We start from the raw sequence: 24,537 nt of genomic DNA on the forward strand, positions 1-24,537 counted from the left end.
TGCCCTTTGTCATTCAACAGCCCAACATCAGCTATTGAAACCCTTGCCTTCGCCCGCCAGCTTCACCAGCAGGGGCGCCGGCGTCCACGCTTCGCCGTGGCGGCCTTTCGCGTAGCCGGCGATCGCGCCCTGCACGTTCGGCAAGCCGACCGTGTCCGCGTAGAACATGGGGCCGCCGCGGAACAGCGGGAAACCGTAGCCCGTCAGATACACCATGTCGATGTCCGAGGCGCGCAGGGCGATGCCCTCTTCCAGGATGCGCGCGCCTTCGTTGACGAGCGCATACACGAGCCGTTCGACGATTTCCTGGTCGCCGATCTTGCGCCGCGCCACGCCGATGTCGGCGGAGTGCTGGACTATCATGGCGTTGACCTGTTCCGAGGCGTACGCCTTGCGGTCGCCCGGCTTGTAGTCATACCAGCCGGCGCCCGTCTTCTGGCCATAGCGCCCCAGTTCGCACAGCAGATCGGCCGTCTTCGAATACGTCACTTCCGGTTTTTCCACGTAGCGGCGCTTGCGGATGGCCCAGCCGATGTCGTTGCCGGCCAGGTCGCCCATGCGGAACGGGCCCATGGCAAAACCGAATTTCTCGACGGCCTTGTCGACCTGCTCCGGCAGGCAGCCTTCTTCCAGCAGGAAACCGGCTTGGCGGCTGTATTGCTCGATCATGCGGTTGCCGATGAAACCATCGCACACGCCGGAAACGACGCCCGTCTTTTTCAGCTTTTTCGACAGCGCCAGCGCCGTGGCCAGCACATCCTTGCCCGTTTCCTTGCCGCGGACGATTTCCAGCAGCTTCATGACGTTCGCCGGGCTGAAGAAATGCGTGCCGATCACGTCTTGCGGGCGCTGGGTGAACGCGGCGATCTTGTCCAGGTCCAGGGTCGAGGTGTTCGAGGCGAGGATGGCGCCCGGCTTCATGACGGCATCGAGCTGCCTGAACACGGTTTCCTTCACGCCCAGTTCCTCGAAGACGGCTTCGATGACGATGTCCGCCTGCGCGATATCCGCATACGCCAACGTGCCGGAAACGAGCGCGATGCGCTGCTCGGCCTTGTCCTGCGTCAATTTGCCCTTCTTGACCGTGTTTTCATAATTCTTGCGGATGGTGGCCAGGCCCTTGTCCAGCGCTTCCTGCTTCGTTTCCAGCAAGGTCACGGGGATGCCCGCGTTGGCGAAATTCATGGCGATGCCGCCGCCCATGGTGCCGGCGCCGACAATCGCCGCGCTGGCGATGGCGCGCACGGGCGTGTCGGCCGGCACGTCGGGCACCTTGCTGGCGATCCTCTCGGCAAAGAAGGCGTGGCGCAGGGCTTTCGATTCCGGCGACTGCACCAGCTGCATGAACAGTTCGCGCTCATACTTCAAGCCCTCGTCGAATTTCATCGTCACGGCGGCCGCCACGGCATCGACGCATTTCAGCGGTGCGGGGAACGGGCCGGACATGGCTTTCACGGTATTGCGCGAAAATTGCAGGAACGCTTCGTGGTTCGGGTAATCGACCTTGCGCTCGCGCACTTTCGGCAGCGGGCGCACGTCGCCCACTTTCGTGGCAAAGGCCACGGCGGCGGCCAGCAAGTCCGCGCCGGGCGCGATGACTTCGTCGAACAGGGCCGTGCCGGCCAGTTTTTCCGACGCCACGGGCGTGCCCGAGACGATCATGTTCAAGGCCATTTCCAGGCCCAGCACGCGCGGCAGGCGCTGCGTGCCGCCCGCGCCCGGCAAGATGCCGAGTTTGACTTCAGGCAAGGCCATCTGCGCGCCAGGCGCGGCCACGCGGTAGTTGCAGCCCAGCGCCAGCTCCAGGCCGCCGCCCATGCAAACGCTGTGGATGGCTGCCACCACGGGCTTGGTCGATTGCTCGACGACATTGATCAAGGTGTGCAGCGTTGGTTCCGTGAGCGCCTTGGGCGAATTGAATTCCTTGATATCGGCACCGCCCGAAAAGGCCTTGCCGGCGCCCGTGATGACGATGGCTTTGACGGACTCGTCCGCCAGCGCCTGGCGGATGCCGGCCACGGCGGCCGTGCGCGTCGCCAGGCCCAGGCCGTTGACGGGCGGGTTGGCCAGGGTAATGACGGCAACGGCGCCGTTCACTTGATATTCAGCACTCATGTCTCTTCCTTGTTGGTCTATAGGTTTTTGCTTGGCGATGAGGTGGTTGCAAGGGATGAAGCTGCACTATACCGCATAAAAGAACGCTCGTATTATTTTTGTCGTGCGCGCGCAGGCGCCAGCATGGTACGCCATGGTACAACATCATTTGCGGAAAGATTCTGCTGCATGCAGCAAGGTCCAGTAGAAGCTATCACTTGAATATTCATTTAAATAATAAAAGCACAATAATAATAACGCCGTTTTATTATGTAAGAAAATGCGTTTGTTATATGCCGGCATGGGCCAATTGCGACAGTTTTTACATTATTTATTCCCGCCCCTTGTTTTTCGCCAGATGCTGGGGAATAATAAAATTGTTGATACAAATCAATACTCTACAATTTATCTACAATAAGGCATACCGCAGGAAAAACACTGGCGGCCGTTCTGCGCGCACATTCTCACCGATTATCACCAGATGTCGACCGCGGCAATAACATTGCTGCCTTTTATGGATAGCAGCAAAAGTAATAGCAGCGGCATTATCGTTCCCATTCCTCTTCTCACCCCGAAGGAAATACTATGGACGCAGCCAGCCATGTCAGCCACTCCCAGGATCTGGACTTACAAGCGATAAATACTGCATTGAACCGTGTCCAGGCCGTGATCGAATTCGAACTCGACGGCACCATCCTGCATGCGAATGACAATTTCCTGCGCGTCGTCGGCTATACCCTGGCGGAAGTACAAGGCAAGCACCATGCCATCTTCTGCGACCCCGAATATGTCAAGACGGATGAATACAGCAACTTCTGGGCCAAGCTGGGACGCGGCGAGTTCGACCATGGCGAATACAAGCGCCGCGCCAAGGATGGGCGCGAAGTGTGGATCAACGCATCCTACAACCCCATCCTCGACGCGGACGGCAAACCATATAAAGTCATCAAGTTTGCCACCGACATCACGGCCACCAAGCGCCGCAACGCCGATTACGAAGGCAAGATCGACGCCATCAGCAAGGCCCAGGCCGTGATCGAATTCCGGCTCGACGGCACCATCCTCGACGCCAACGACAATTTCCTCAAGTCCGTCGGCTACACGCTCGACGAGATCAAGGGCAAGCATCACCGCATGTTTTGCCTGCCCGACTACGCCAACAGCGACGACTATGCGCAGTTCTGGCACAAGCTGGGGCAAGGCCAGTTCGATGCGGGCGAATACAAGCGCGTCACCAAGGACGGCCGCGAAATCTGGCTCAATGCCTCGTACAACCCCATTTTCGATACGGAAGGCCGGCCCTTCAAGGTGGTCAAGTTCGCCAGCGACGTCACGGCCCTGAAAAAGCGCAACGCCGAATACGAAGGCAAGGTCAGCGCCATCGGCAAGGCGCAGGCCGTGATCGAATTCGACATGCAGGGCAATGTGCTGGACGCGAACGACAATTTCCTCGCCGTCATGGACTATGACTTGAGCGATATCAAGGGCGAGCACCACCGCATGTTTTGCGAGCCCGAGTATGCGAGCAGCGCCGAGTACAAGAAATTCTGGCAAAAGCTCAACCGCGGCGAATTCGACGCGGGCCGCTACAAGCGCCTGGGCAACCATGGCAAGGTGGTGTGGATACAGGCCACCTACAACCCCATCCTGGACCTGAACGGCAAGCCGTATAAGGTGGTCAAGTTCGCCATCGACATCAGCGAACAGGTAAACCTGGAAAACAGCATCCAGTCCAAGGCCGCCAACGACAGCCGCAAGGTCAATGCCCTGCTCGAATCGGTGGCGCGCGCGGCGCAAGGCGACCTGACCTGCAATATCGTGCCCGAGGGCGACGAGCCGATCGACCTGCTGGCCGGCGGCATCAGCAAGATGATCATCGACTTGCGCGGCGTGATCGGCAACGTGGTGTCGGCGGCGAACGGCTTTGCCGACGCCTCGCACGCGATCGCCGAACGGGCCACGGGCGTGGCCGTGGGCACGCAGGCGCTGGGCGCCACGGTGGAAGAAATGAACGCCTCCATCGACGGCCTGACCTTTTCCATCAATTCCATCGCGGAAAATACTTCGAACGCCGATTACCTGGCGAAAGCCACGCAGCAGGAAGCGGAAGCGGGCGCGCGCGCCGTCGCCAAGTCGATCGAGGCGATGGACTTGATCAACCGCTCGTCGGAAGACATCGGCGAAATCGTCAAGGTCATCAGCGAAATCGCCAACCAGACGAATATGCTGGCCTTCAATGCGGCCATCGAGGCGGCCCGCGCGGGCGAGCACGGCCTGGGCTTTTCCGTCGTCGCCGACGAGGTGCGCAAGCTGGCCGAGCGCTCCTCGCAGGCGACCAAGGAAATTTCCAAGCTGATCAACGAATCCGTCAAGCGCGTCTCGACGGGCAGCGAAATCTCCCGCCAGGCCAGCGACGCCTTCGACAAGATCGTCTCGGGCGTGGCGAAGACCACCCTGGCCATCTCGGATATCTCGAAGGCGGCCAACGAGCAGCTGCTGACGGCGCGCGAAGTGTCCACGGCGATCCAGTACATTGCCGAGGAGACGGAAAAGTCGGCCGCCAACTGCGACAGCATCGCCCGCTCGACGGATGGCTTGAACGAGCGCGCAGGCAGCCTGAACCAGACTGTCTCCGGCTTCGTGGTGTAGGCCATGAGCCACGCGGCCACCTTGACGCCCGAGGTGCTGACGACCCTGATCGCGCTGGTGCGTCAGCATACGGGCATCGCCATGACGGCACGCAAGAGCGTCTTGCTGGAACGGCGCTTGCAGCCACGGCTGCAGGCGCTGTCCCTGCACAGCTACCAGGCGTACCTGGACCGCGTGGCCAGCGACCGCGACGAGGTGGCCCATTTCATCGACCTGGTGACCACCAACGACACCCTGTTCTTCCGCACGCCGTCCATCTGGGATTACTTCCGCGACCGCTACCTGCCCGCCTGGGCCCGCGCGCATCCGGGAGGCTGCCTCGCCATCTGGTCGGCGGCCGCCGCCAGCGGCGAAGAACTGTATTCGATCGCCATGCTGTGCGAGCAATTCAAGCTGCAGGCGCCCGCCTTCCGCTACCAGATCCTGGCCAGCGACATTTCGCAGCAGATCCTGGGCGCGGCGCGGGCCGGCCAGTACAGCGGCCGCTCCGTCGAGCGCATCCGCCTGTCGCACCCGGACTTGCTGCGCAAATATTTCACGCCCGCGCCGTATGGCGTCAAGGTCAACGAAGAATTGCGCCAGCACGTCAGCTTTGCCCAGCACAATTTGCTGGAAGCGCTGCGCCCGGCCCAGCGCTTCGACCTGGTCTTCCTGCGCAATGTGCTGATTTATTTCGACGCCGAGCACCAGGAAACGGTGCTGCGCCAGGCGCGCCTGAGCCTGAAGGACGAGGGCAGACTGATCCTGGGCGAGTCGGAAACCATCGCCCGCCTCGGCACCGGCTATCAATTCGAGTTTCCCATGATTTATAAGGCGGGTACCGCATGAGCATCATCATCGAGCATAACTTGCCGCTGCAACATGTTGGCATGGGGCAACTCAGCGTGGGCACGCAGGGCGAGCAGCTGCAAGCCTTGCTCGGCTCCTGCATCGGCATCGGCTTCATCTGGAAGAATGGCCCGTGCTGCGGCCTGGCCCACTGCCTGCTGCCGGAAGCGCCCGGTACCGCCGGCGCCCCTGGCGCCCAGAATGCGCGCTATGTGAGCCAGGCCGTGCCCTCGCTGCTGCGCCTGATGGGCGTGCGCCAGGCCGATTACGCCGATATCGAAGTGGTGCTGGCGGGCGGCGCCAGCATGTTTGGCCCGCGCAACGGGCGCTTGCAAGTGGGCCGGCAAAACGCGGAAGCGGCGCAAAAATACCTGGACCAGTGCGGCTTGCACGTCAGTTTTTGCGCGCTGGGCGGCCGCCACGGGCGCCAGTTGCTGATCGATTGCGCCCGGCACAGCTATGCCGTCACCGATGTGGTGGCGCAACCCGAATTGATTCCACGCAAGGAAGGCGCATATGGATATGCATGAAGCAACGGGCTTGCAGGCGCAGGGCGCCAGCGACACGGCCACCGAACTGTTCGGTTCCTTCCACCTGGGCGACGATGAATTCGCCCTGCCCGCCAGTTGCATCCGCGAGGTCGTCAATTACCCCGCGAAAGTCACCGCCCTACCCCTGTCGCCCGCCTACCTGGAAGGCATGTTCACCTTGCGCGGCAGCGTCATTCCGGTGGTCAACCTGGGCCGCTTGTTCCGCGCCGACGCGCCGCGCGCCGTGGCCACAGACAAGATCGCCATCCTCGACTTCCAGCAGGTGCTGATCGGCATCGTCTTCCAGGATACGGGCGAAATCCTGCGCGTGCCCGCCAGCGCCCGCAGCGCCCTGCACTATGCGGCCGGCGACAGCCACGCCGTCATCGCCGGCACGATCCTGCAGGACGGCGGCGCGCGCCTGCTGCAGGTACTCGACCCGCACGCCCTGCTGCGCATCGAAAACGTGCCCCACGTGCTGGCCCTGCAGGCCACGGGCGCCAGGCTGAGCACGTCCCGCTATCACGCGCAAAGCGAACGCCGGCAGTGCGTCAGCTTCCATGCGGCGGGCGCCACGTTTGCCTTCGAAATGCTGGCCATCCAGGAAATCATCCGAGTGCCGGAACTGCACAGCTCCCTGCTGAACAGCGAACTGTGCCTGGGACGCATGCATTTTCGCGGCAGCCAGGTGGCCGTCGTCGATTTCGGCGCCCTGCTGCAGGCGGGCGAACCCGGCAAGGCAGCCACCGGCGACCAGCGCATCATCGTCGTGCGCCTGGAGGACACGACCGTGGGCTTCCTCGTCGACTCCGTCGACAGCATCGTGCATTTCTTTGGCGACGAAGTGCTGCCGATTCCCCTGCTGAGCAAGGCGCGCGCCGCCATGTTTGCCGGCTGCATCACGAAAGAAAGCCTGGGCGACATCATTTTCCTGGATCACAAGGAAATCCTGTCGCAGGCGGAGATCGTCGAAATGCGCGACGGCCACGCGCGCCTGTACCCCAGCGACCCGGAAACGGCCACCGCCGCCACGCGCAAGGCGCAGCGCCGCGTCTACATCACGTTTACGGTGGAAACCCGCTTCGCCGTGGAAATCGGACAAGTACGCGAAATCATCGATTTCAGCGGCGCCATCACCACGCCGCCGGGCATGCCGGCCTGCATGCGCGGCATGCTGAATTTACGCCAGCAAATGATCAGCATCATCGACTTGCGCCAGCTGTACGCGATGCCGGCCTTGCCGGACGCCAGCGCGGGCAAGATCCTGATCGTGGAACGGGGTGACGAGCGCTACGGTTTTCTCGTCGACCATGTCGATAACATCATGACGATTTCCGACAGCCAGCGCTTTGCGGCGCCGCAAATCATCCGCACGGGAGAGCATGACGACTTGCGCAGCGAAATGGATGAAATGATCGATATCGGCACGGATGCGCAGCGCCAGACCCTGTCCGTCTTCCAGTGCGATCATTTGCTGGAAAAACTGGGGTCGGCGCTGCCGCAGGCGGCCTAGGCTGCTTTACATGCCCGGCAGCTGGTGCCCCTTGAACTGCTCGCGCAGCTTGTTTTTCTGGATCTTGCCCGTGGCGCCCATGGGCAAGGCGTCGATGAACAGCACGTCATCGGGCGTCCACCACTTGGCGATCTTGCCTTCGAAAAATTGCAGCAAGGCGTCGCGCGTGACCGTCATGCCGGGACGCAGCACCACCACCAGCACGGGGCGCTCGTCCCATTTCGGGTGGAACACGCCGATGCAGGCCGCCTGCAGCACGGCCGGGTGCGCCATGGCCAGGTTTTCCAGGTCGATGGTGCCGATCCACTCGCCGCCCGACTTGATCACGTCCTTGCTGCGGTCCGTGATCTGCATGTAGCCGTCCGCATCGATGGTAGCCACGTCGCCCGTGGGGAACCAGCCATCCTGCAGCACCTCGCCGCCCTCGTTCTTGTAGTACGAGGAAATGATCCACGGCCCTTTCACCAGCAAATGCCCGTAGGCCACGCCATCCCACGGCAATTCCTTGCCATCGTCGTCGACGATCTTCATGTCCACGCCATAAATCGCATGGCCCTGCTTTTGCAGGATCTTGCGCTGCTCCTCCTTCGGCAAGTCCAGGTGCTTGGTCTGCAAACCGCCTGCCGTGCCCAGCGGCGACATTTCCGTCATGCCCCAGGCGTGGATGACCTCGATGTCGAACTTGTCGATCAGGGTATCCATCATGGCGGGCGGGCACGCGGCGCCGCCGATCACCGTGCGGCGGAAGGTGGAAAACTGCAAGTTATTCTGCAAGGCGTGATTGAGCAAGCCCAGCCAGACGGTGGGCACGCCGGCCGAGAACGTCACCTTTTCCGCCTCGAACAGTTCATACAGCGACTTGCCATCGAGCGCCGCGCCGGGAAACACCATGCGCGCGCCGGACAGGGGCACGGAATACGGCAAGCCCCACGCGTTCACGTGGAACATGGGCACGACGGGCAACACGGTGTCCGAGGCGCGCACGTTCAGGGCGCTGGGCATGGCCGACGCGTACGCGTGCAGCACGGTCGAGCGGTGCGAATACAGGGCGCCCTTGGGGTTGCCCGTCGTGCCCGACGTGTAGCACAGGGTGGCGGCCGCATTTTCGTCGAACAGGGGCCAGGCGTAATCGTCGGAATGCGTGGCGATCAAGTCTTCATAGCACAGCAGGTCGGGGATCGTGCTGCTGGCGGGCATGCGGTCGCGGTCGCACATCAGCACGAAGTGGCGCACAAAGGTGCAGTCGGCGGCGATTTTCTCCACCACGGGCAAGAAGGTCAAATCGAACAGCAAGACCTGGTCTTCGGCATGGTTCGAGATGTAGGCGATCTGGTCGGGGAACAGGCGCGGATTGATGGTGTGCAGCACGGCGCCCGAGCCGGACACGGCATAATAGGCTTCCAGGTGGCGGTAGCCATTCCAGGCCAGAGTGGCGACCCGGTCGCCCATGCCGACGCCGAGGCCATGCAAGGCGTTCGCCAGGCGCTGCGCGCGCTGGTGGCAATCGCGGTAGGTGTAGCGGTGCATATCGCCCTCCACCCGCCGCGAAATGATTTCGCTGCCTCCATAATGACGCGCTGCAAACTCGATAATGCTGGAAATCAGCAAGGGCTGATTCATCATCTGGCCCATCACTGGACTCAAGGGAAATGCCGACATCGTGTCTCCTGGTTTGGATACTCGGTTATTGTTGGAATTTAAAGATTTTCCTTAGTTTCGTACGGTCGTGCGGAAATCGTCAACGCATTTCGATATTGCATTGCAGCATGGAATTTTCGATTCCGTTTTTTGCCGCCTTGGCCCCCATTTCCGCGCCCGCCACGCAGCTTGGCGCCGTGCGGTAAAATCGCCTTCCAGGCTGGCGCACCTTGCCGGTCCCTCTTATCTGACTGGAATTGCCATCACCGCTCATACCTTACCACTGGATAACGCCTTTGCGGCCTTGCCGCCCGCGTTCTATACGCGCTTGATGCCCACGCCCCTGCCCGCCCCGTATTTCGTGGCGGCCAGCGCGCCGGCCGCCAGCCTGGTCGGCCTCGATGCCGCGCGCCTGGCCGGGCCCGATTACGTGGAGCTGCTGAGCGGCAACACGGTTGCCGAGCGCTCGATTCCCCTGTCGGCCGTGTATTCGGGCCACCAGTTCGGCGTCTGGGCCGGCCAACTGGGCGACGGCCGCGCCATCTTGCTGGGCGATATCGCCACCGAATACGGCCCGATGGAGCTGCAGCTGAAAGGCGCCGGCGCCACGCCGTACTCGCGCATGGGCGACGGGCGCGCCGTGCTGCGCTCATCCATCCGCGAATTCCTGTGCTCGGAAGCCATGGCGGCGCTGGGCATTCCCACCTCGCGCGCGCTGTCCATCATGGGTTCGCAGCAAGGCATCATGCGCGAAACGGTGGAAACGGCCGCCGTCGTGACGCGCATGGCGCCCACTTTCGTGCGCTTCGGCTCGTTCGAACACTGGTTTTACCGCAAGAAGCCGGACGAGCTGAAAATCCTTGCCGATTACGTCATCGACGGTTTTTATCCCCATTTGCGCGCCGCATCAAATCCATATCAAGCCTTGCTGGCCGAAGTGTGCGTGCGCACGGCGCACATGATTGCGCACTGGCAAGCCGTGGGCTTCATGCATGGCGTCATGAACACGGACAATATGTCCATCCTGGGCCTGACGCTCGATTACGGCCCCTTCGGCTTCATGGAAGCGTTTGACGCCGAGCACATCTGCAACCATACGGACCAGCAGGGCCGCTATTCCTACGCCAACCAGCCGCAGGTGGGCCACTGGAACTGCTATGCGCTGGGCCAGGCCCTGCTGCCGCTGATCGGCGAAGTGGAGCTGGCGCAGGCGGCGCTGGACGGCTACCAGCCCGCGTTTGCGGACAAGATGAATGCCTTGCTGCGCGCCAAGCTGGGTTTGCGCACGGTGCAGGACGACGACACGGCCCTGTTCGACAGCATGTTTGCGCTGATGCAAGCCAATCACGTGGATTTCACCAACTTCTTCCGCGCGCTGGCGACCTTGCAAGTGGCCGCCCCCGAACACGACACGATGCTGCGCGACATGTTCATCGACCGCCCCGCCTTCGATGCGTGGGCGACGACCTACCGCGCGCGCCTGCTGCAGGAGCACAGCGTCGATGCCGAGCGCAGTGCCGCCATGAACCAGGTCAACCCGAAATACGTGCTGCGCAACTACCTGGCGCAAGTGGCCATCGAGAAAGCCCAGCAGCACGATTACACGGAAGTGGCGAAATTGCTGGAAGTTTTGCAAAAGCCATTTGACGAACAGCCCGAACACCAGCACTATGCGGCCCTGCCGCCCGACTGGGCCAGCCACCTTGAAGTCAGCTGCTCATCCTAAGGAGTCCTTATGACCACGAATAAAGTCAAGAAAACCGACGCCGAATGGCGCGCCATGCTCGACTCGATGCAATACGAAGTCACGCGCCACGCGGCCACGGAACGGGCCTTCACGGGCAAGTTCTGGGACCACCATGAACACGGCGTCTACACCTGCGTCTGCTGCAACACGCCATTGTTTGCTTCGGACACGAAATTCGACTCCGGCTGCGGCTGGCCCAGCTATTTCCAGGCGCTCGACCCGGCGAATGTCACGGAAATCGTCGACCGCAGCCACGGCATGGTGCGCACGGAAATCGTCTGCGCCGTCTGCGACGCCCACCTGGGCCACGTGTTCCCGGACGGCCCGCCGCCGACCGGCTTGCGCTATTGCATCAATTCGGCTTCCCTGCGCTTCGATCCGCAGCCGTGATGCTGGCAATGGCTTGGGCCTTGCTCCTAAGCCATTCCTAAGATGATTTTAATAAGACCAGTGTAAAGTCTCGCCATGAAATTTCTATTCGACCTCTTCCCCCTGATCGCCTTCTTCACCGCCTTCAAACTGGGCGGCATGTATGAAGCGGCCACGCACGATTTCGTGCAGCAATATCTGTCCGGCTTCGTCTCCGGCGGCCTGATCAAGGCCGACCAGGCGCCGTGGATACTTGCCACCCTCGTCGGCATCGTCGCCACGGCTTGCCAGGTCAGCTATCTGCTGCTGCGTGGGCGCAAGGTGGACGGCATGCTGTGGCTGTCGCTGTTCATCTTTGTCGTGTTTGGCGGCGCCAGCATTTACCTGCATGACGATTTCTTCCTGAAATGGAAGCCGACCCTGATCTACTGGCTGTCCGGCCTGGCCCTCTTGATCGCCCATGTGGGTTTCAAGAAAAACCTGATCCGCAAGACCATGGAAGCGCAAGTGCAATTGCCGGATGCCGTCTGGAACCAGCTGCTGGCCGCATGGATCATTTTCTTTGGCGCCATCGGCGCACTGAACCTGTTCGTCGCCTTCGTGCTGTACAAGGGCGACATGGCTGCCTGGGTCAGCTTCAAGGCGTTTGGCGCGACGGGCATTTTCTTTGCCTTCATCGTGGCGCAAACCCTGTTCCTGGCCAAACATATCAAGGAAGACGCATGATGCACACCACCAACGAGAATACCGCGCCGGAAACGCGCATGCAGCGCATTCGTACCCGCCTGGAAACGGCACTTTCCCCTCTGGAATGCGTGCTGGAAGACGACTCGGCGCGCCACCGGGGCCATGCGGGCGCCGCCTCGGGCGGCGGCCATTACAATCTACGCATTATTTCTAGTCAATTTGAGGGGCTCAGGCTCGTCATGCGCCATCGACTGGTGTATGATTCCGTGCACGATATGATGCATAATGAGATACATGCATTGGCGATTGTGGCATTGGCGCCGTCCGAGGTAGCATAAGGATGGCGTTTTTGGCGTACCCGGATCACTTGGGTATGCCCTTGCTTCTGGCGCCATGCCTGGATTTCTTTCCATGCGTTTTTTACGAAACTTTCCCTAACAGGATTTAATAATGACTTTTAAGCCAGCCCGCTTGCTGATCGCACTACTCGCCGTTGTCGCGGTACCTGTTTTTGCGCAAAATGTTGCCGTTGTTAATGGCAAGCCTATCCCATCGTCGCGCGTTGATGCAGTCGTCAAGCAAGTCGTCGCCCAAGGCCAGCAACCGGATTCGCCGCAATTGCGCGAAATGATCAAGAAGGACTTGATCGGCCGTGAAGTGCTGATGCAAGAAGCGGAAAACAAAGGTTTCGGTAAAGATGCAGCAGTCAAGCAGCAAATCGAGAACGCGCGCCAGGCCATCGTCATCAACGCCCTGGTCGGCGACTACCTGAAAAAGAACCCCGTCAACGACGCTGAAATCAAGGCGGAATACGACCGTTTCGTGGCCCAGACCGGCGACAAGGAATACCACGTACGCCACATCCTGGTAGCTACCGAAGCGGAAGCGAAAGACATCATCGCCAAACTGAAAGGCGGCGCCAAGTTCGAAGACCTGGCCAAGCAATCGAAAGATGCCGGCTCGGCCGACAACGGCGGCGACCTGGATTGGGCAGCACCATCGTCCTTCCCGAAAGTCTTCTCCGACGCCTTCGTGAAACTGCAAAAAGGCCAGGTCACCGACACCCCGGTGCAAACGCCTAACGGTTTCCACGTGATCAAGCTGGACGACACCCGCGCGGCAAAACTGCCGACCCTGGAAGAAGTCAAGCCACAGATCGCCGAAGCGCTGCAGCAAAAGAAACTGCAAGCGTATCAGGAAGAAATGATCAAAAAAGCGAAAGTTCAGTAAGAACTGACCTCCCCGGCGCCCTTTTCGGCGCCGGTCGTGTATTCTGCGCCTGAATGCGTACTGCACGGCAGTCGCGATCTTTTGTATCGGTTTTTGTATACTTATTAGGAATGAACATGATTTTGAAGCCAGCCCGCCTGATCTTAGCCCTGGTCGCCGTTGTAGCGATCCCTGCGTTCGCGCAAAACGTGGCCACCGTGAACGGCAAGGCCATCCCTTCGTCGCGCGTCGACCAGGTCGTCAAGCAAGTCGTCGCCCAAGGCAAACAAGCGGATTCGCCGCAATTGCGCGAAGCCATCAAGAAAGACCTGATCGGCCGTGAAGTGCTGATCCAGGAAGCCGACAAGCAAGGCTACGGCACGCGTCCGGAAGTCAAGTCGCAGATCGACAATGCCCGTCAAAGCATCATCATCAACGCCCTGCTGGCCGACTACGTGAAGAAGAACCCTGTCAAGGACGCTGAAATCAAGGCCGAATACGACAAGTTCAAGGCACAAGCGGGCGACAAGGAATACCATGCACGCCACATCCTGGTCGCCACCGAAGCGGAAGCGAAAGACATCATCGCCAAGCTGAAAGGCGGCGCCAAGTTCGAAGAACTGGCGAAAGTATCGAAAGACGGTTCCGCAGCCAATGGCGGCGACCTGGACTGGGCTAGCCCAGCTTCGTACGTGAAGCCATTCTCCGACGCCATGGTCGCCCTGAAACCAGGCCAGGTCACGCAAACGCCAGTGCAATCGCAATTCGGCTTCCACGTGATCAAGCTGGAAGAAACCCGTCCGACGAAGTTGCCGGCACTGGAAGAAGTCAAGGGCCAGGTGGCCGAGTCGCTGCAACAGAAGAAACTCGCCGCCTACCGCGATGAGTTGATGAAGAAGGCAAAAATCCAATAAAAACGCCTGATATAAGCTACTGCGCGTCGCGCTTTGCGGCCTGCGATGCTCACCGTACCTTCGTACGGTTGCGCGTCTCGGCCACAAATCGCTGCCGCTCGCTACGCTTCTATCAGCCGTTTGGATGGCTGGACAAGAGCGCTCTTCGGAGCGCTTTTTTTACGTCTGAAAAAAGCGAGATGCGATGGATTTACATGCAGAACTGAAGGCGGCGCTGGAAGCGGTTGCCGAACCGGGCCGTGCGGGGCCCATGCAGGCCTATATGCGCGACCAGTTCGTTTTCCTGGGCGTGGCAGCGCCGCAGCGGCGGCTGGCCGCCAGGGGCTTGCTGGCGGGTTTGAAGGGCATCGGTGCCGATGCCTTGCTGGAACACGCGCAACTGCTGTGGCAACAGCCGGAACGCGAATACCAGCACGTGGCGCTCGACATGCTGGCCCTGCACCGGCGCCAGCTGGGCATCGAACACCTCCCCGCCCTTCTGGCGCTGGCGCGCCAGCGCGCGTGGTGGGACAGCGTCGACGGCATGGCGGGCATCGTCGGCGAGGTGCTGCAGGCGGAACAGCAGCGCGGCGGCGACGGCCATGCGCACATGGAGGGCGCCTTGCGCCATGAGGACTTCTGGCTGCGCCGCATCGCCATGCTGCACCAGTTGGGCTGGCGCACCGACACGGATGCCGCCTGGCTGTTCGGCGCGGCGCTGGCGCTGGCCCACGAAGACGAGTTTTTCATCCGCAAGGCCATCGGCTGGGCCTTGCGCGACTACGCGCGCCACGCGCCCGAGGCCGTGACGGCGTTTGCCGACGCGCACCGCCAGCAACTGTCGGCGCTCAGCTACCGCGAAGCGTTGAAGCACCAGCCACGCTGAAGGCCGAGCCGCCCAGCAGGCGCAGCGCCGCATCGATGCGCGGCGCGGCATCCCAGGCCGGCGCGGGCGCCAGCAAGCCCAGTGCCATCTGCCGCAAGGGCTCGGCAATCACCATGGCCAGCAGCAAGCCGGCCAGCTCCCGCCCATCCTGCAACGCCAGATGGCCGCGCGCGGCCTGGCGCTGCAGCCAGTCGGCCAGCAGGGCCGTGCCCCGCTCGATGCCGTTGCGCTGATACACGGCAAGCAAATCCGCGCGGGCGGGAAACTCCGTGCACAGCAGGCGAAACAGCCCCACGGCGTCCGCCGTCAGCACGCGCGCCGCCATCGCCTGCAAGATCTCTTTCAACAGCGGCAACACCTCGCCAGGCCCGGCCGCATCGTGCGCCATGGCCGGCAGGAAAGCATCCGTCCAGCCGCGCACCACCAGGGCGACCAGTTCCTCGCGGTTGGCCGCGTATTGATACAGCGATTTCTTTGCCATGCCCGCGTGGCGCGCCACCGCTTCCATGGTCGTGGCCGCATAGCCTTCGTTCAGCAGCAGCCAGGTAGCCGCCTGCACGGCCGCCTCGCGCGCTTCCTCGGGCGGCCGCGCCGGACGGCCCCGTCCGCGCAAGGCCTTGCTCTCTTCTTCCTGCATGCCAGCTCCAAGCTTGATCGATGAGCAATTTTACACTGAAACATATTTAGGAAACGCTGTGCGTTTCTTTAATATATAATTGGCTCACCTCAACAAAGGAGAACGACATGACGCAGCATATTGAATTCCCATGGAGCATTACCAGCACGGGCGACTTGCTCGACCCATTTCCCCTGCACCTGGAAACGGGCGTCACGCGCCTGGAAAACGGTTGCCTGCTGGTGGCGGCGCGCACGGAACTGCACGGCTGCAGCGGGCGCATGCTGGACTGGTGGTTTACGTTTTTCGAGACGACGCAGCACATCAAATGGTGGCACCCGCACGATCACGTGGCCCATCATGGCTGGAACAGCGCGTGGAAAAAGGGAGAAAGTTACTATGGCGCCTCGATCGAGGCAGTGGAATCGCTGGGCGACATTCCGCCCGTGAAAGCCAAGCTGAAGTTCCATGATCCGAAGGATGTATTTGATACGGCGCAACTGCAACAGGCCAGGGACAGCGGCGCCCTGTCGGCCGCCATCTGCGCGCGCATCGGCTTCGGCGACCACGTGGTGCTCGATCCGCAGGGCGACCCGCTCGATGGCGAAATGCTGCACCTGACGCGCGACACCCCCACGGGCTGCGTGCTGCGCAGCCGCTTCTTGCTAGGCCGCAATAGCCTGAACCCCGTGCGCGACGTGCCCGACGTGCTGGGCCTGAACTTGCTGCGTCATTGCTACAGCGAATTTACCTACCTGTCGCGCTTCTTGCCCTCGCTGTATTACGGCGAGCACGCGAATGGAGAGCAAGCCCCGTTACCCTGGTAAAACATTACAGCCGCTTGTGCATGCGCGCCAGCGGCAGTTTGATGCCATCGGGCAAGTCCAGGTAAAACTCTTCCGTCACGGCAAAGCCGCTGGCCTGGTACAGCGGCACGCCGGGCAAGGTGGCGGCCAGTTCCAGGGCGGTAAAACCGGCGGCCAGCGCCTGGCGTTCGCAATGTCGCATCAGCATGCTGCCCAGGCCCTGACGCGCGGCGCCTGGCTCGACAAAGAAGGCGCGGATGCGGCCCGGCTGGCTGGCCGGATCGAGCAGCGGGTCCGGGCCGCTCTTGGCGCGGTCGGCACCATACAGGGTGGCGCGCCGGCTCCAGCCGCCGCAGGCCAGCATGGCGCCCTCCCGTTCGATGACGAAATACGTCTGGTCGGCAACGAGCTGCGTATCGACGCCGAACACGTGGCGCGTCACGGACTCGGCCTGTTCCGGCGTATAAAACCCCGCACTCAGCGCCACGCCGGAACGGGCAATCAGCGCGTTCATGGCAGGCACATCGGCCGGCAGCGCCACGCGCAAGCTGCTCAAAGCGCCAAAGCTGAACCAGGCGCGGCTGATGCGCCCCTGTTCCACTTCATACGTCGCCACCAGTTCCTGCGCCGACACGCCATCGTCCGTGTCGCCATGGACGATTTCATGGTCGATCACCAGCTTGCCGCAGGCGATGCGGTTGAGCAACTGCGCGTGCGGTTTGCTGGCGGCGAAGCGGGCCGTGAAACGGGGGCCGATTTGCCCGCTGCCCGTGGCCAGCAAGGTATCGGGATGCTGGAATTGCTGTGCGTCGTCGGCATAGATGGCCAGCAAGGCCGGCACGTCGTGCGCGTTGTAGGCGTCCAGTTGGGCCTGGACCACCGCGACGGGAGAAATGCGTGTATCGTTGGCAAGCGCCATGCGTGTACCTGTTGTGATGTGGGTGGAAAGTTGCAAAGCGTAACACTGTCGCTCCTGTCGCGGCGCGGTTTGCTGCGATAATTATAAGACTCGTCATAAGATTCGTCGCCAGACGCATCTTGCGACGTCACCAATCAATCGCAAATCGCAGCAGGAGTAGATATCATGAAATGGGAAGGCAATCGCGAAAGCGACAATGTGGAAGATCGCCGTGGCGAAGACGGCGGTGGGGGCGGCGGCGGTGGCGGCTTTGGTTTTGGCGGGCGCTCGATCGGCATCGGCACCATCGTCATCGCCCTCGTCGGCTCGTATGTGCTGGGCGTCAATCCCTTGACCTTGCTCAACCTGCTCAGCGGCGGTGGCGGCCAGATCAGCACCCAGCAAAGCCAGTCGCCCGCGCGCCAGCCGCCCGAATCGGACGAGATGGCCCGCTTCGTGAAAACCGTGCTGGCCGATACGGAAGACACCTGGGGCGCCCTGTTCAAGGCCGAAGGCGGCAGCTATGTGAAACCCAAGCTGGTACTGTTTTCCGGCAGCACGCCGACGGCTTGCGGCACGGGCCAGAGCGCCAGCGGTCCTTTCTATTGCCCTGGCGACCAGAAAGTCTACCTGGACCTCGATTTCTTCAACCTGATGCAGCAGCGCTTCAAGGTCTCGGGCGAATTTGCCGAAGCCTACGTGATCGCGCATGAGGTGGGCCACCACGTGCAAAACCTGATGGGCTTGTCCGAGAAGGTCGACAATGCCCGCCGCACGCAATCGGAGCGCCAGGCCAACGCCATGTCCGTGCGCCTGGAATTGCAGGCCGACTGCTTTGCCGGCGTGTGGGCGTATCACGCGAACGCCGACCGCAAGATCCTGGAACAGGGCGACGTGGAAGCGGCCCTGAAAGCGGCCACGGCCATCGGCGACGATGCGCTGCAGCGCCAGTCGCAAGGCCATGTCGTGCCCGATTCATTTACACACGGCACCTCGGAGCAGCGCGTGCGCTGGTTCAGCAAGGGCATCGAGAGCGGCCAGATTTCCCAGTGCAACACCTTCGAGGCGCGCCAACTGTAGGCCCTTGCCGGCCGGTTGCAGGCGCACTGGGCACGGCGCGCCTGCCCGTACCACGCTATTTCACGTCGATGCGCCCATATTGTCCGTGCGCCTCGTCAGCCGGCCCGGCCGCATAGAACAGGGTATTGACGGGCTGGCTGTTGAGACCATTGCCGAAGGCGATGCCCCACAAGCCATCGATCACCAGCGGCGTGCCGTCGGGCTTGAGCAGCGGCCCGCCAGCCTTGCCCGTGACGCTGTCATAGGCGTTGATCCTGCCATCGCCAAAATTCCCGATCAACAGCATACTGCCGGCAGAGCCGAAGTCGGCCGGCGCCAGCGCCATGCCCCATGGCGCATTCAAGGCCCCGCCGCTCACCAGCCGCTTGATCAGCGTGCCGCCGGTGTCGTACACATTGACGATGCCCAGGCCCGCGCCAGCCTGCTCGTCGTCGCCGCTGGCTTCGCGCATGGCATAGGCGACATAGATGCGCTCGCCGATGGCCTGGATGCCGAACGGTGCATAGCCGGCCGGCAAGCCGGGATCGCTGAACGCGCCAGGCCAGCTGGCCCTGGCAAAATTGGCATCGAAGACGTCGACGCGCCCGTTATGGAAATCGGCCGCGTACAGGTAGTTGGCGCCCGCACGGGCGGCAATCGCCAGGCCCTTGTAGACGCTGCCGCCGGCGCTGCCGTCATACACGACCAGGGCCGTGACGGGACTGACCGTGGGCGACCAGGCCGAGATGCTGCCGCTTTCGCTGGCGAAGATGAAGGGGCTGGGCGCCGTCACGCCATTCTGGCTCAGCTTGAAATCCTGCGTGCCGTTAAAGACGATGCCCGTCGGCCCTGCCGGCGTGCTGACCACCAGCGATTGCGGCACGCCGTTGCCATCGTACAAGGTCGACTTCGCCGCGCCATTCGCCGCCACCCAGACGAAGCCGCGCGGATTGAACGCCACGCCCCAGGCATTGACGAGGTTAGGGTCCGTGTGCGCGGCCGGCAGCGCGGCCGTATCGGACACGAGGCTGGTCACCGCATATGCGTTCAGGGCCGGCGGCTTGTGATGGTGGTGGCCGCCGCCGCAGGCAAACAGCGCGGTGGCCAGCGCGGCGGCGAGACAGGCGCAAACAATCTGCCTGGTGGTATGCGTTTTCATGGCGTTCCCCTTCTGCGTGATCGGCAGAGTTGCGCTGCCTGCCATCAGGGTATAAGTGGACCGTGCCGGGCGCTTGAGCCGCGTCAAGCGCAGCGCAGATAGGGCTTGCGCCCCGTCAGGGTATGCCGACGTCGTAGCGCTTGCCCAGCTTTTTCAGTTCGCCTGTCTCGATCAGGCTATTCAATTCCTGGTCGAACTGCAGGCGCAACTTGTCGAAGGCGGGCGAGCGGGGAAAGGCAAAATAGCCGTTCTGCACTTCTATAACTTTGGGCAAGGGTTTCACCTGGCGCCCATAGCCGAGGCGGGCGATCACGGGGTCGGTATTGCGGCGGTTGCTGACGAATACGTCGACGTGGTTGTGCACCAGCATCTTCAAGCCGTTTTCCACGTTATTCGCCACGCTGACCTGCAAGCCGGGGCGCACGCGCTCCCAGTCCGCGCCATAGGCCCAGCCATTGAGCAGCACCACCCGGCGGCTCTTCAGCACCGCGTAGTCGCCATCCCAGCCGAAGCTGGCATCCTGGCGCGTATAAAAGACCATCTGGTCCTGGTAAAATGGCTTGTCGGCAAACGCCATGCTGGCGATACGCTCGGGCGTCTTGTAGGGCCCGATCAGGATATCGGCCTGGCCCTGCACCAGCATGGCTTGCGCGCGCGCCCACGGCACCATGCGGAAACGCACGGTATTGCCCGTGCGTGCCGCCATCAGGCGCAGCAGTTCCGCGCCCAGGCCGCCATACTCGCCGCTATCCTGGTACTCGAAGACACGCTCGAACTGCGCGCCCACGGCCAGCAGCTCGCGCGCCTGCAGCGGCGCGGCAAATGCCGGCCACAGCAGCGCCAAGGCCAGCAGGCGCCGCCCTGCTCCGCTCATCAGCCGACGATGCGCAAGGAGTAATCGGTGGCCCGCACGTCCTTGGTCAGGCTGCCGATCGAGATGCGGTCCACGCCCGTTTCGGCAATCGCGCGCACGGTGTCGAAATTGATGCCGCCGGACGCTTCCAGCAAGGCGCGGCCATGCGTCAAGGCCACGGCGTCGCGCATCATGTCGTTGCTGAAGTTATCGAGCAAGACGGAGACGGCGCCCGCGTCCAGCGCTTCCTGCAATTGCGCCAGGGTTTCCACCTCGATTTGCACGGGCACGCCCGCGTCGAGGTTGCGCGCGTTTTCCAGAGCCTGGCTGACGCCGCCCGCGGCCGCGATATGGTTTTCCTTGATCAGGATGCCGTCATACAGGGCCAGGCGCTGGTTCTTGCCGCCGCCCACGCGCACCGCATACTTTTGCGCCAGGCGCAGGCCCGGCAAGGTCTTGCGCGTGTCCAGGATGGACGCCTTGGTACCGGCGACCACGTCCACATACTGGCGCGTGGCCGTGGCGACCGCCGACAGCAGCTGCAGGAAATTGAGGGCGCTGCGCTCGGCCGTGAGCAAGGCGCGTGCCGGCGCTTCGATCGTGCACACGACGCTGTCGGCCTTCATCATGTCGCCTTCGGCGTAATGCCAAACGATGTCGATGCTGCGGTCCAGGCTTTTCATGATGCCTTCGAACCAAGGCGCGCCGCACAGCACGGCTGCTTCGCGCACGATGACACGGGCCGTGACGATATGGTCTGGCGGCACCAGTTCACCCGTCAGGTCGCACTGGCCCACGTCTTCCAGCAAGGCGGCCAGCAAATTGCCTTCGAATGCGCGCGCCAGGGCGGGATCGAAAGGAGCGAAAGAATTAACGAGGGTACTCATGCTGGACCGATTCCTTGGAACAATTTAGTTTCTTTTGCCAGGTCCGCGCCCGGCTTGAGGCCCGCCTTCTTGGCGGCAGCGAAGTCGAGCATGCGGTTGATCGAACGCACGGCCAGCTGGCCGACGGCAGGATCGACGTGGATTTCGTTGTGCATGTTTTCCAGCGTCTGCGCCAGGTTCAGCAAGCCGTTCATGGCCATCCACGGGCAGTGCGCGCAGCTCTTGCAGGTGGCGCTGTTGCCGGCCGTGGGCGCTTCGATGAAACGCTTGCCCGGCGCGGCCGCGCGCATCTTGTGCAGGATGCCGTTGTCGGTGGCGACAATAAACGTGTCCGTGTCCATGCTTTGCGCTGCCGCAATCATTTGCGACGTGGAACCGACCATGTCGGCCAGCGCCACCACATTCGCGGGCGACTCCGGATGCACGAGCACCTTGGCTTGCGGATACTCTTCCTTGAGCAAATCGAGTTCGATGCCCTTGAATTCGTCGTGCACGAGGCAGCTGCCCTGCCACAGCAGCATGTCGGCGCCCGTTTCCTTCTGGATATACGAGCCCAGGTGTTTATCCGGTGCCCACAGGATTTTCTTGCCCTGCGCATGCAAATGGGCAACGATGTCGAGGCCGATGGACGACGTCACCATCCAGTCCGCGCGCGCCTTCACGGCCGCGCTGGTGTTGGCGTAGACGACGACGGTGCGGTCCGGATGGGCGTCGCAAAAGGCCGTGAATTCGTCCACCGGGCAGCCCAGGTCGAGCGAACAGGTCGCGTCGAGGTCGGGCATCAAGACCGTTTTTTCGGGACTGAGGATTTTCGCCGTTTCGCCCATGAAGCGCACGCCGGCCACAACGAGGGTCTTGGCCGGATGGTCGCGCCCGAAGCGGGCCATTTCCAGGGAATCGGAGACGCAGCCGCCCGTGGCTTCAGCCAGATCTTGAAGGTCAGCATCAACGTAGTAGTGGGCAACGAGCACGGCTTCGCGCTCGATCAGCAAGCGCTTGATGCGCGTGATCAGTTCGGCTTTTTCGGCCGGGGAAGGCGTCGCTGGCGTGCGTGCCCAGGCGTGGGCAGTGCAGCTGGCTCCGTCTTGTGGATGTTCATACTCGACGGATTTGATGGCTAAAGTTTGCATGGCTGTGTCAAACAAAAACGGGATAGACCGGCACGATTGCAATAAAGCAGGTGCGCCGGAACGAAAGGACCGCGGCGCGTCGGTGTGGTGATACCAGAGTACACCACCAGCTTTCCAAACGCCTGATAAAACCGTAGCGAGCGGCAGCGATTTGTGGCCGAGAAGCGCAACCGTGCTGAAGCACGGTGAGCATCACAGGCCGCAAAGCGCGACGCGCAGTAGGTTTGATCAGGTGTTTAATCAATACCCTGGCTCTTGAGATAATCTTCATAGTTACCGCGGTAATCGACCACTTCATCTTCCTTGATCTCGATGATGCGGTTGGCCAGCGAAGAGACGAATTCGCGGTCATGCGACACGAAGATCAGGGTGCCCGCGTATTTTTCCAGCGCGATGTTCAGGGATTCGATCGATTCCATGTCCATGTGGTTGGTCGGCTCATCGAGCATCAGCACGTTGTGGCGGCCCAGCATCAGCTTGCCGTACATCATGCGGCCCTTTTCGCCACCGGACAGTACCTTGACGGCCTTCTTGACGTCGTCGCCGCCGAACAGCAAACGGCCCAGGATGGAGCGCACGGCCTGGTCGTCGTCGCCCTCTTTCGTCCACTGGCCGATCCAGTCGGTCAGGTTCGTATCCTTGGCGAAATCTTCCGTCGGATCTTGCGGCATGTAGCCCACGTTGGCGTTTTCCGCCCACTTCACGCGGCCCTGGTCCGGCTGCAAGCCGGCGATGTCGCCCGCGATGCAACGCAGCATGGTGGTCTTGCCGGCACCGTTGGCGCCGATGATGGCGATGCGTTCACCCGCCTCGACCATGATGCTGAAATTCTTGAACAGCTGGCGATCGAAGCCTTTCGAGATATTCTCGACTTCCACGGCCAGGCGGTGCAATTTCTTTTCGCCGTCGAAACGCACGAACGGATAGGCGCGCGACGATGGCTTGATATCGTCGACCTTGATCTTTTCGATCTGCTTGGCGCGCGATGTTGCCTGGCGGGCCTTCGACTTGTTCGCGGCAAAGCGGCGCACGAATTCCTGCAGCTCGGCAACCTTGTCTTTCGCTTTCGCGTTGTTGGCCAGCTGCTGGTTGCGCGCCTGGGTCGAGGCGAACATGTATTCGTCGTAGTTGCCTGGATAAATCTTCAGCGTGCCGTAGTCCATGTCGGCCACGTGGGTGCACACCTGGTTCAGGAAGTGCCGATCATGGGAAATGATGATCATGGTGGAATTGCGCTCGTTGAGCACGTCTTCCAGCCAGCGAATCGTGTTGATGTCCAGGTTATTCGTCGGCTCGTCGAGCAGCAGGATGTCCGGGTTCGAGAACAGCGCCTGCGCCAGCAGCACGCGCAGCTTCCAGCCTGGCGAGACATTGCTCATCGGGCCTTGATGCAGGTCAATGGCGACGCCGGCGCCCAGCAGCAGTTCGCCCGCGCGCGATTCGGCCGTGTAGCCGTCGTATTCGGAGACTTTGCCTTCCAGCTCGGCCGCCTGCATGTAGTCGTCGTCCGTCGCTTCCGGGTTCGCGTAGATCGCGTCGCGTTGCTGGATGGCGGCCCACATTTCCGTGTGGCCCATCATGACGACGTCGAGGACGCGCATGTCTTCAAACGCAAACTGATCCTGGCGCAGCTTGCCCAGGCGCTCGTTGGTATCGAGCATGACGTTGCCGCCCGACGGGTCCAGGTCGCCGCCCAGGATCTTCATGAACGTCGACTTGCCGCAGCCGTTCGCGCCGATCAAACCATAGCGGTTGCCGTCGCCGAACTTGACGGAGATATTCTCAAACAATGGCTTGGCGCCAAACTGCATCGTAATATTTGCGGTTGAAAGCATGTGATATTAGGTCTTTATTCAGTTAAAACAGCTAGTTAAGTACTTTTCCCCCATTATACAGCACCCACCCCCATCGCTCTATAGCGACCAGGCTAAACAGCCGCGGAGCGCAGGCAGGAACGGACATGGCGCGTCGCACCGATGCCCGGCATTTCCATCAAACAACACCACTAGCTGCAGGCGCAACATTGTCCGATAAAAAAATCATAGTAAATAATCTATGTTTTGTTACAATCAACTCGCCTCATTTA

The 24,537-nt window shown here is 61.8% G+C and carries 22 protein-coding genes; 13 read left to right on the forward strand and 9 right to left on the reverse strand.

What is annotated here, in order from left to right:
• Positions 1-27: 27 nt before the first annotated feature.
• Positions 28-2,115, reverse strand: coding sequence for a 3-hydroxyacyl-CoA dehydrogenase NAD-binding domain-containing protein (locus tag O0881_RS02990; RefSeq protein WP_289910056.1), 2,088 nt, complete (start codon positions 2,113-2,115; stop codon positions 28-30).
• Positions 2,116-2,742: 627 nt separating this feature from the next.
• Here O0881_RS02990 and O0881_RS02995 point away from each other — a divergent pair.
• From O0881_RS02995 to O0881_RS03010, 4 genes are read left to right on the forward strand one after another with little or no spacing between them, the layout of a single operon-like run.
• Complete coding sequence (locus O0881_RS02995; protein ID WP_251348618.1) at positions 2,743-4,743, forward strand: PAS domain-containing methyl-accepting chemotaxis protein; 2,001 nt, start codon at positions 2,743-2,745, stop codon at positions 4,741-4,743.
• A gap of 3 nt (positions 4,744-4,746) precedes the next feature.
• A complete protein-coding gene (locus O0881_RS03000) occupies positions 4,747-5,571 on the forward strand; it encodes a protein-glutamate O-methyltransferase CheR (protein WP_099667882.1) in 825 nt (274 codons plus the stop codon).
• Complete coding sequence (locus O0881_RS03005; RefSeq protein ID WP_289910059.1) at positions 5,568-6,101, forward strand: chemotaxis protein CheD; 534 nt, start codon at positions 5,568-5,570, stop codon at positions 6,099-6,101. The genes O0881_RS03000 and O0881_RS03005 overlap by 4 nt, the downstream gene beginning before the upstream one ends.
• Positions 6,088-7,614 (forward strand): chemotaxis protein CheW, encoded by a 1,527-nt coding sequence (locus O0881_RS03010; protein WP_289910060.1) that lies wholly within the window; start codon positions 6,088-6,090, stop codon positions 7,612-7,614. Before O0881_RS03005 ends, O0881_RS03010 begins: the two co-directional genes overlap by 14 nt.
• A gap of 6 nt (positions 7,615-7,620) precedes the next feature.
• On the opposite strand, the gene O0881_RS03015 is transcribed toward O0881_RS03010, so the two are convergent.
• Positions 7,621-9,273: a 3-(methylthio)propionyl-CoA ligase gene (locus tag O0881_RS03015; protein ID WP_289910061.1), complete on the reverse strand. Its 1,653-nt coding sequence runs from the start codon at positions 9,271-9,273 to the stop codon at positions 7,621-7,623.
• 262 nt (positions 9,274-9,535) lie between these two features.
• On the opposite strand from O0881_RS03015, the gene O0881_RS03020 reads away from it, so the two are divergent.
• The 7 genes from O0881_RS03020 (at position 9,536) to O0881_RS03050 (ending at position 15,043) form a co-directional block, all read left to right on the forward strand.
• A complete protein-coding gene (locus tag O0881_RS03020; protein WP_289911445.1) occupies positions 9,536-10,978 on the forward strand; it encodes a protein adenylyltransferase SelO in 1,443 nt (480 codons plus the stop codon).
• 9 nt (positions 10,979-10,987) lie between these two features.
• Positions 10,988-11,389: a peptide-methionine (R)-S-oxide reductase MsrB gene (gene msrB / locus O0881_RS03025; RefSeq protein ID WP_034756083.1), complete on the forward strand. Its 402-nt coding sequence runs from the start codon at positions 10,988-10,990 to the stop codon at positions 11,387-11,389.
• Between the two features lie 75 nt (positions 11,390-11,464).
• A complete protein-coding gene (locus tag O0881_RS03030; protein ID WP_099411909.1) occupies positions 11,465-12,094 on the forward strand; it encodes a septation protein A in 630 nt (209 codons plus the stop codon).
• Positions 12,091-12,393, forward strand: a complete 303-nt coding sequence (locus O0881_RS03035) for a BolA family protein (RefSeq protein WP_289910063.1) — start codon at positions 12,091-12,093, stop codon at positions 12,391-12,393. The genes O0881_RS03030 and O0881_RS03035 overlap by 4 nt, the downstream gene beginning before the upstream one ends.
• A gap of 112 nt (positions 12,394-12,505) precedes the next feature.
• Entirely contained in the window at positions 12,506-13,285 is a 780-nt protein-coding gene (locus O0881_RS03040; RefSeq protein ID WP_077404793.1) for a peptidyl-prolyl cis-trans isomerase, read from the forward strand.
• 116 nt (positions 13,286-13,401) lie between these two features.
• Positions 13,402-14,178 (forward strand): peptidylprolyl isomerase, encoded by a 777-nt coding sequence (locus O0881_RS03045; RefSeq protein ID WP_034756072.1) that lies wholly within the window; start codon positions 13,402-13,404, stop codon positions 14,176-14,178.
• 184 nt (positions 14,179-14,362) lie between these two features.
• Positions 14,363-15,043, forward strand: coding sequence for a DNA alkylation repair protein (locus tag O0881_RS03050; protein ID WP_289910066.1), 681 nt, complete (start codon positions 14,363-14,365; stop codon positions 15,041-15,043).
• Here the strand turns inward: O0881_RS03050 and O0881_RS03055 are convergent.
• Entirely contained in the window at positions 15,006-15,680 is a 675-nt protein-coding gene (locus O0881_RS03055; protein ID WP_289910067.1) for a TetR/AcrR family transcriptional regulator, read from the reverse strand. The genes O0881_RS03050 and O0881_RS03055 overlap by 38 nt on opposite strands.
• Before the next feature lie 107 nt (positions 15,681-15,787).
• Between O0881_RS03055 and O0881_RS03060 the strand changes: the two genes are divergently transcribed.
• Positions 15,788-16,486, forward strand: a complete 699-nt coding sequence (locus O0881_RS03060; protein WP_180278785.1) for a hydrolase — start codon at positions 15,788-15,790, stop codon at positions 16,484-16,486.
• 4 nt (positions 16,487-16,490) lie between these two features.
• On the opposite strand, the gene O0881_RS03065 is transcribed toward O0881_RS03060, so the two are convergent.
• A complete protein-coding gene (locus O0881_RS03065) occupies positions 16,491-17,384 on the reverse strand; it encodes a GNAT family N-acetyltransferase (protein ID WP_289910070.1) in 894 nt (297 codons plus the stop codon).
• Positions 17,385-17,549: 165 nt separating this feature from the next.
• Between O0881_RS03065 and O0881_RS03070 the strand changes: the two genes are divergently transcribed.
• On the forward strand, positions 17,550-18,443 hold the full coding sequence (locus O0881_RS03070) for a neutral zinc metallopeptidase (protein ID WP_099667876.1): 894 nt from the start codon (positions 17,550-17,552) through the stop codon (positions 18,441-18,443).
• A 55-nt stretch (positions 18,444-18,498) separates the two neighbouring features.
• Here O0881_RS03070 and O0881_RS03075 read toward each other — a convergent pair whose 3' ends face one another.
• The 5 genes from O0881_RS03075 to O0881_RS03095 all read right to left on the reverse strand — a co-directional run bounded on the left by O0881_RS03075 (position 18,499) and on the right by O0881_RS03095 (position 24,286).
• On the reverse strand, positions 18,499-19,581 hold the full coding sequence (locus tag O0881_RS03075; protein WP_289910072.1) for a TIGR03118 family protein: 1,083 nt from the start codon (positions 19,579-19,581) through the stop codon (positions 18,499-18,501).
• A 115-nt stretch (positions 19,582-19,696) separates the two neighbouring features.
• Positions 19,697-20,455 carry a transporter substrate-binding domain-containing protein gene (locus O0881_RS03080; protein WP_289910074.1) on the reverse strand — a complete coding sequence of 253 codons (759 nt, stop codon included), beginning with the start codon at positions 20,453-20,455 and terminating at the stop codon, positions 19,697-19,699.
• Entirely contained in the window at positions 20,455-21,321 is an 867-nt protein-coding gene (gene nadC / locus O0881_RS03085; protein WP_289910075.1) for a carboxylating nicotinate-nucleotide diphosphorylase, read from the reverse strand. The genes O0881_RS03080 and nadC overlap by 1 nt, the downstream gene beginning before the upstream one ends.
• Positions 21,318-22,451: a quinolinate synthase NadA gene (nadA, locus tag O0881_RS03090; RefSeq protein ID WP_289910076.1), complete on the reverse strand. Its 1,134-nt coding sequence runs from the start codon at positions 22,449-22,451 to the stop codon at positions 21,318-21,320. Before nadA ends, nadC begins: the two co-directional genes overlap by 4 nt.
• Before the next feature lie 236 nt (positions 22,452-22,687).
• Entirely contained in the window at positions 22,688-24,286 is a 1,599-nt protein-coding gene (locus O0881_RS03095) for an ABC-F family ATPase (RefSeq protein WP_034756044.1), read from the reverse strand.
• Between the last annotated feature and the right edge of the window lie 251 nt (positions 24,287-24,537).

This window comes from Janthinobacterium sp. SUN100, assembly GCF_030397705.1.
Classification (GTDB): domain Bacteria; phylum Pseudomonadota; class Gammaproteobacteria; order Burkholderiales; family Burkholderiaceae_D; genus Janthinobacterium; species Janthinobacterium kumbetense.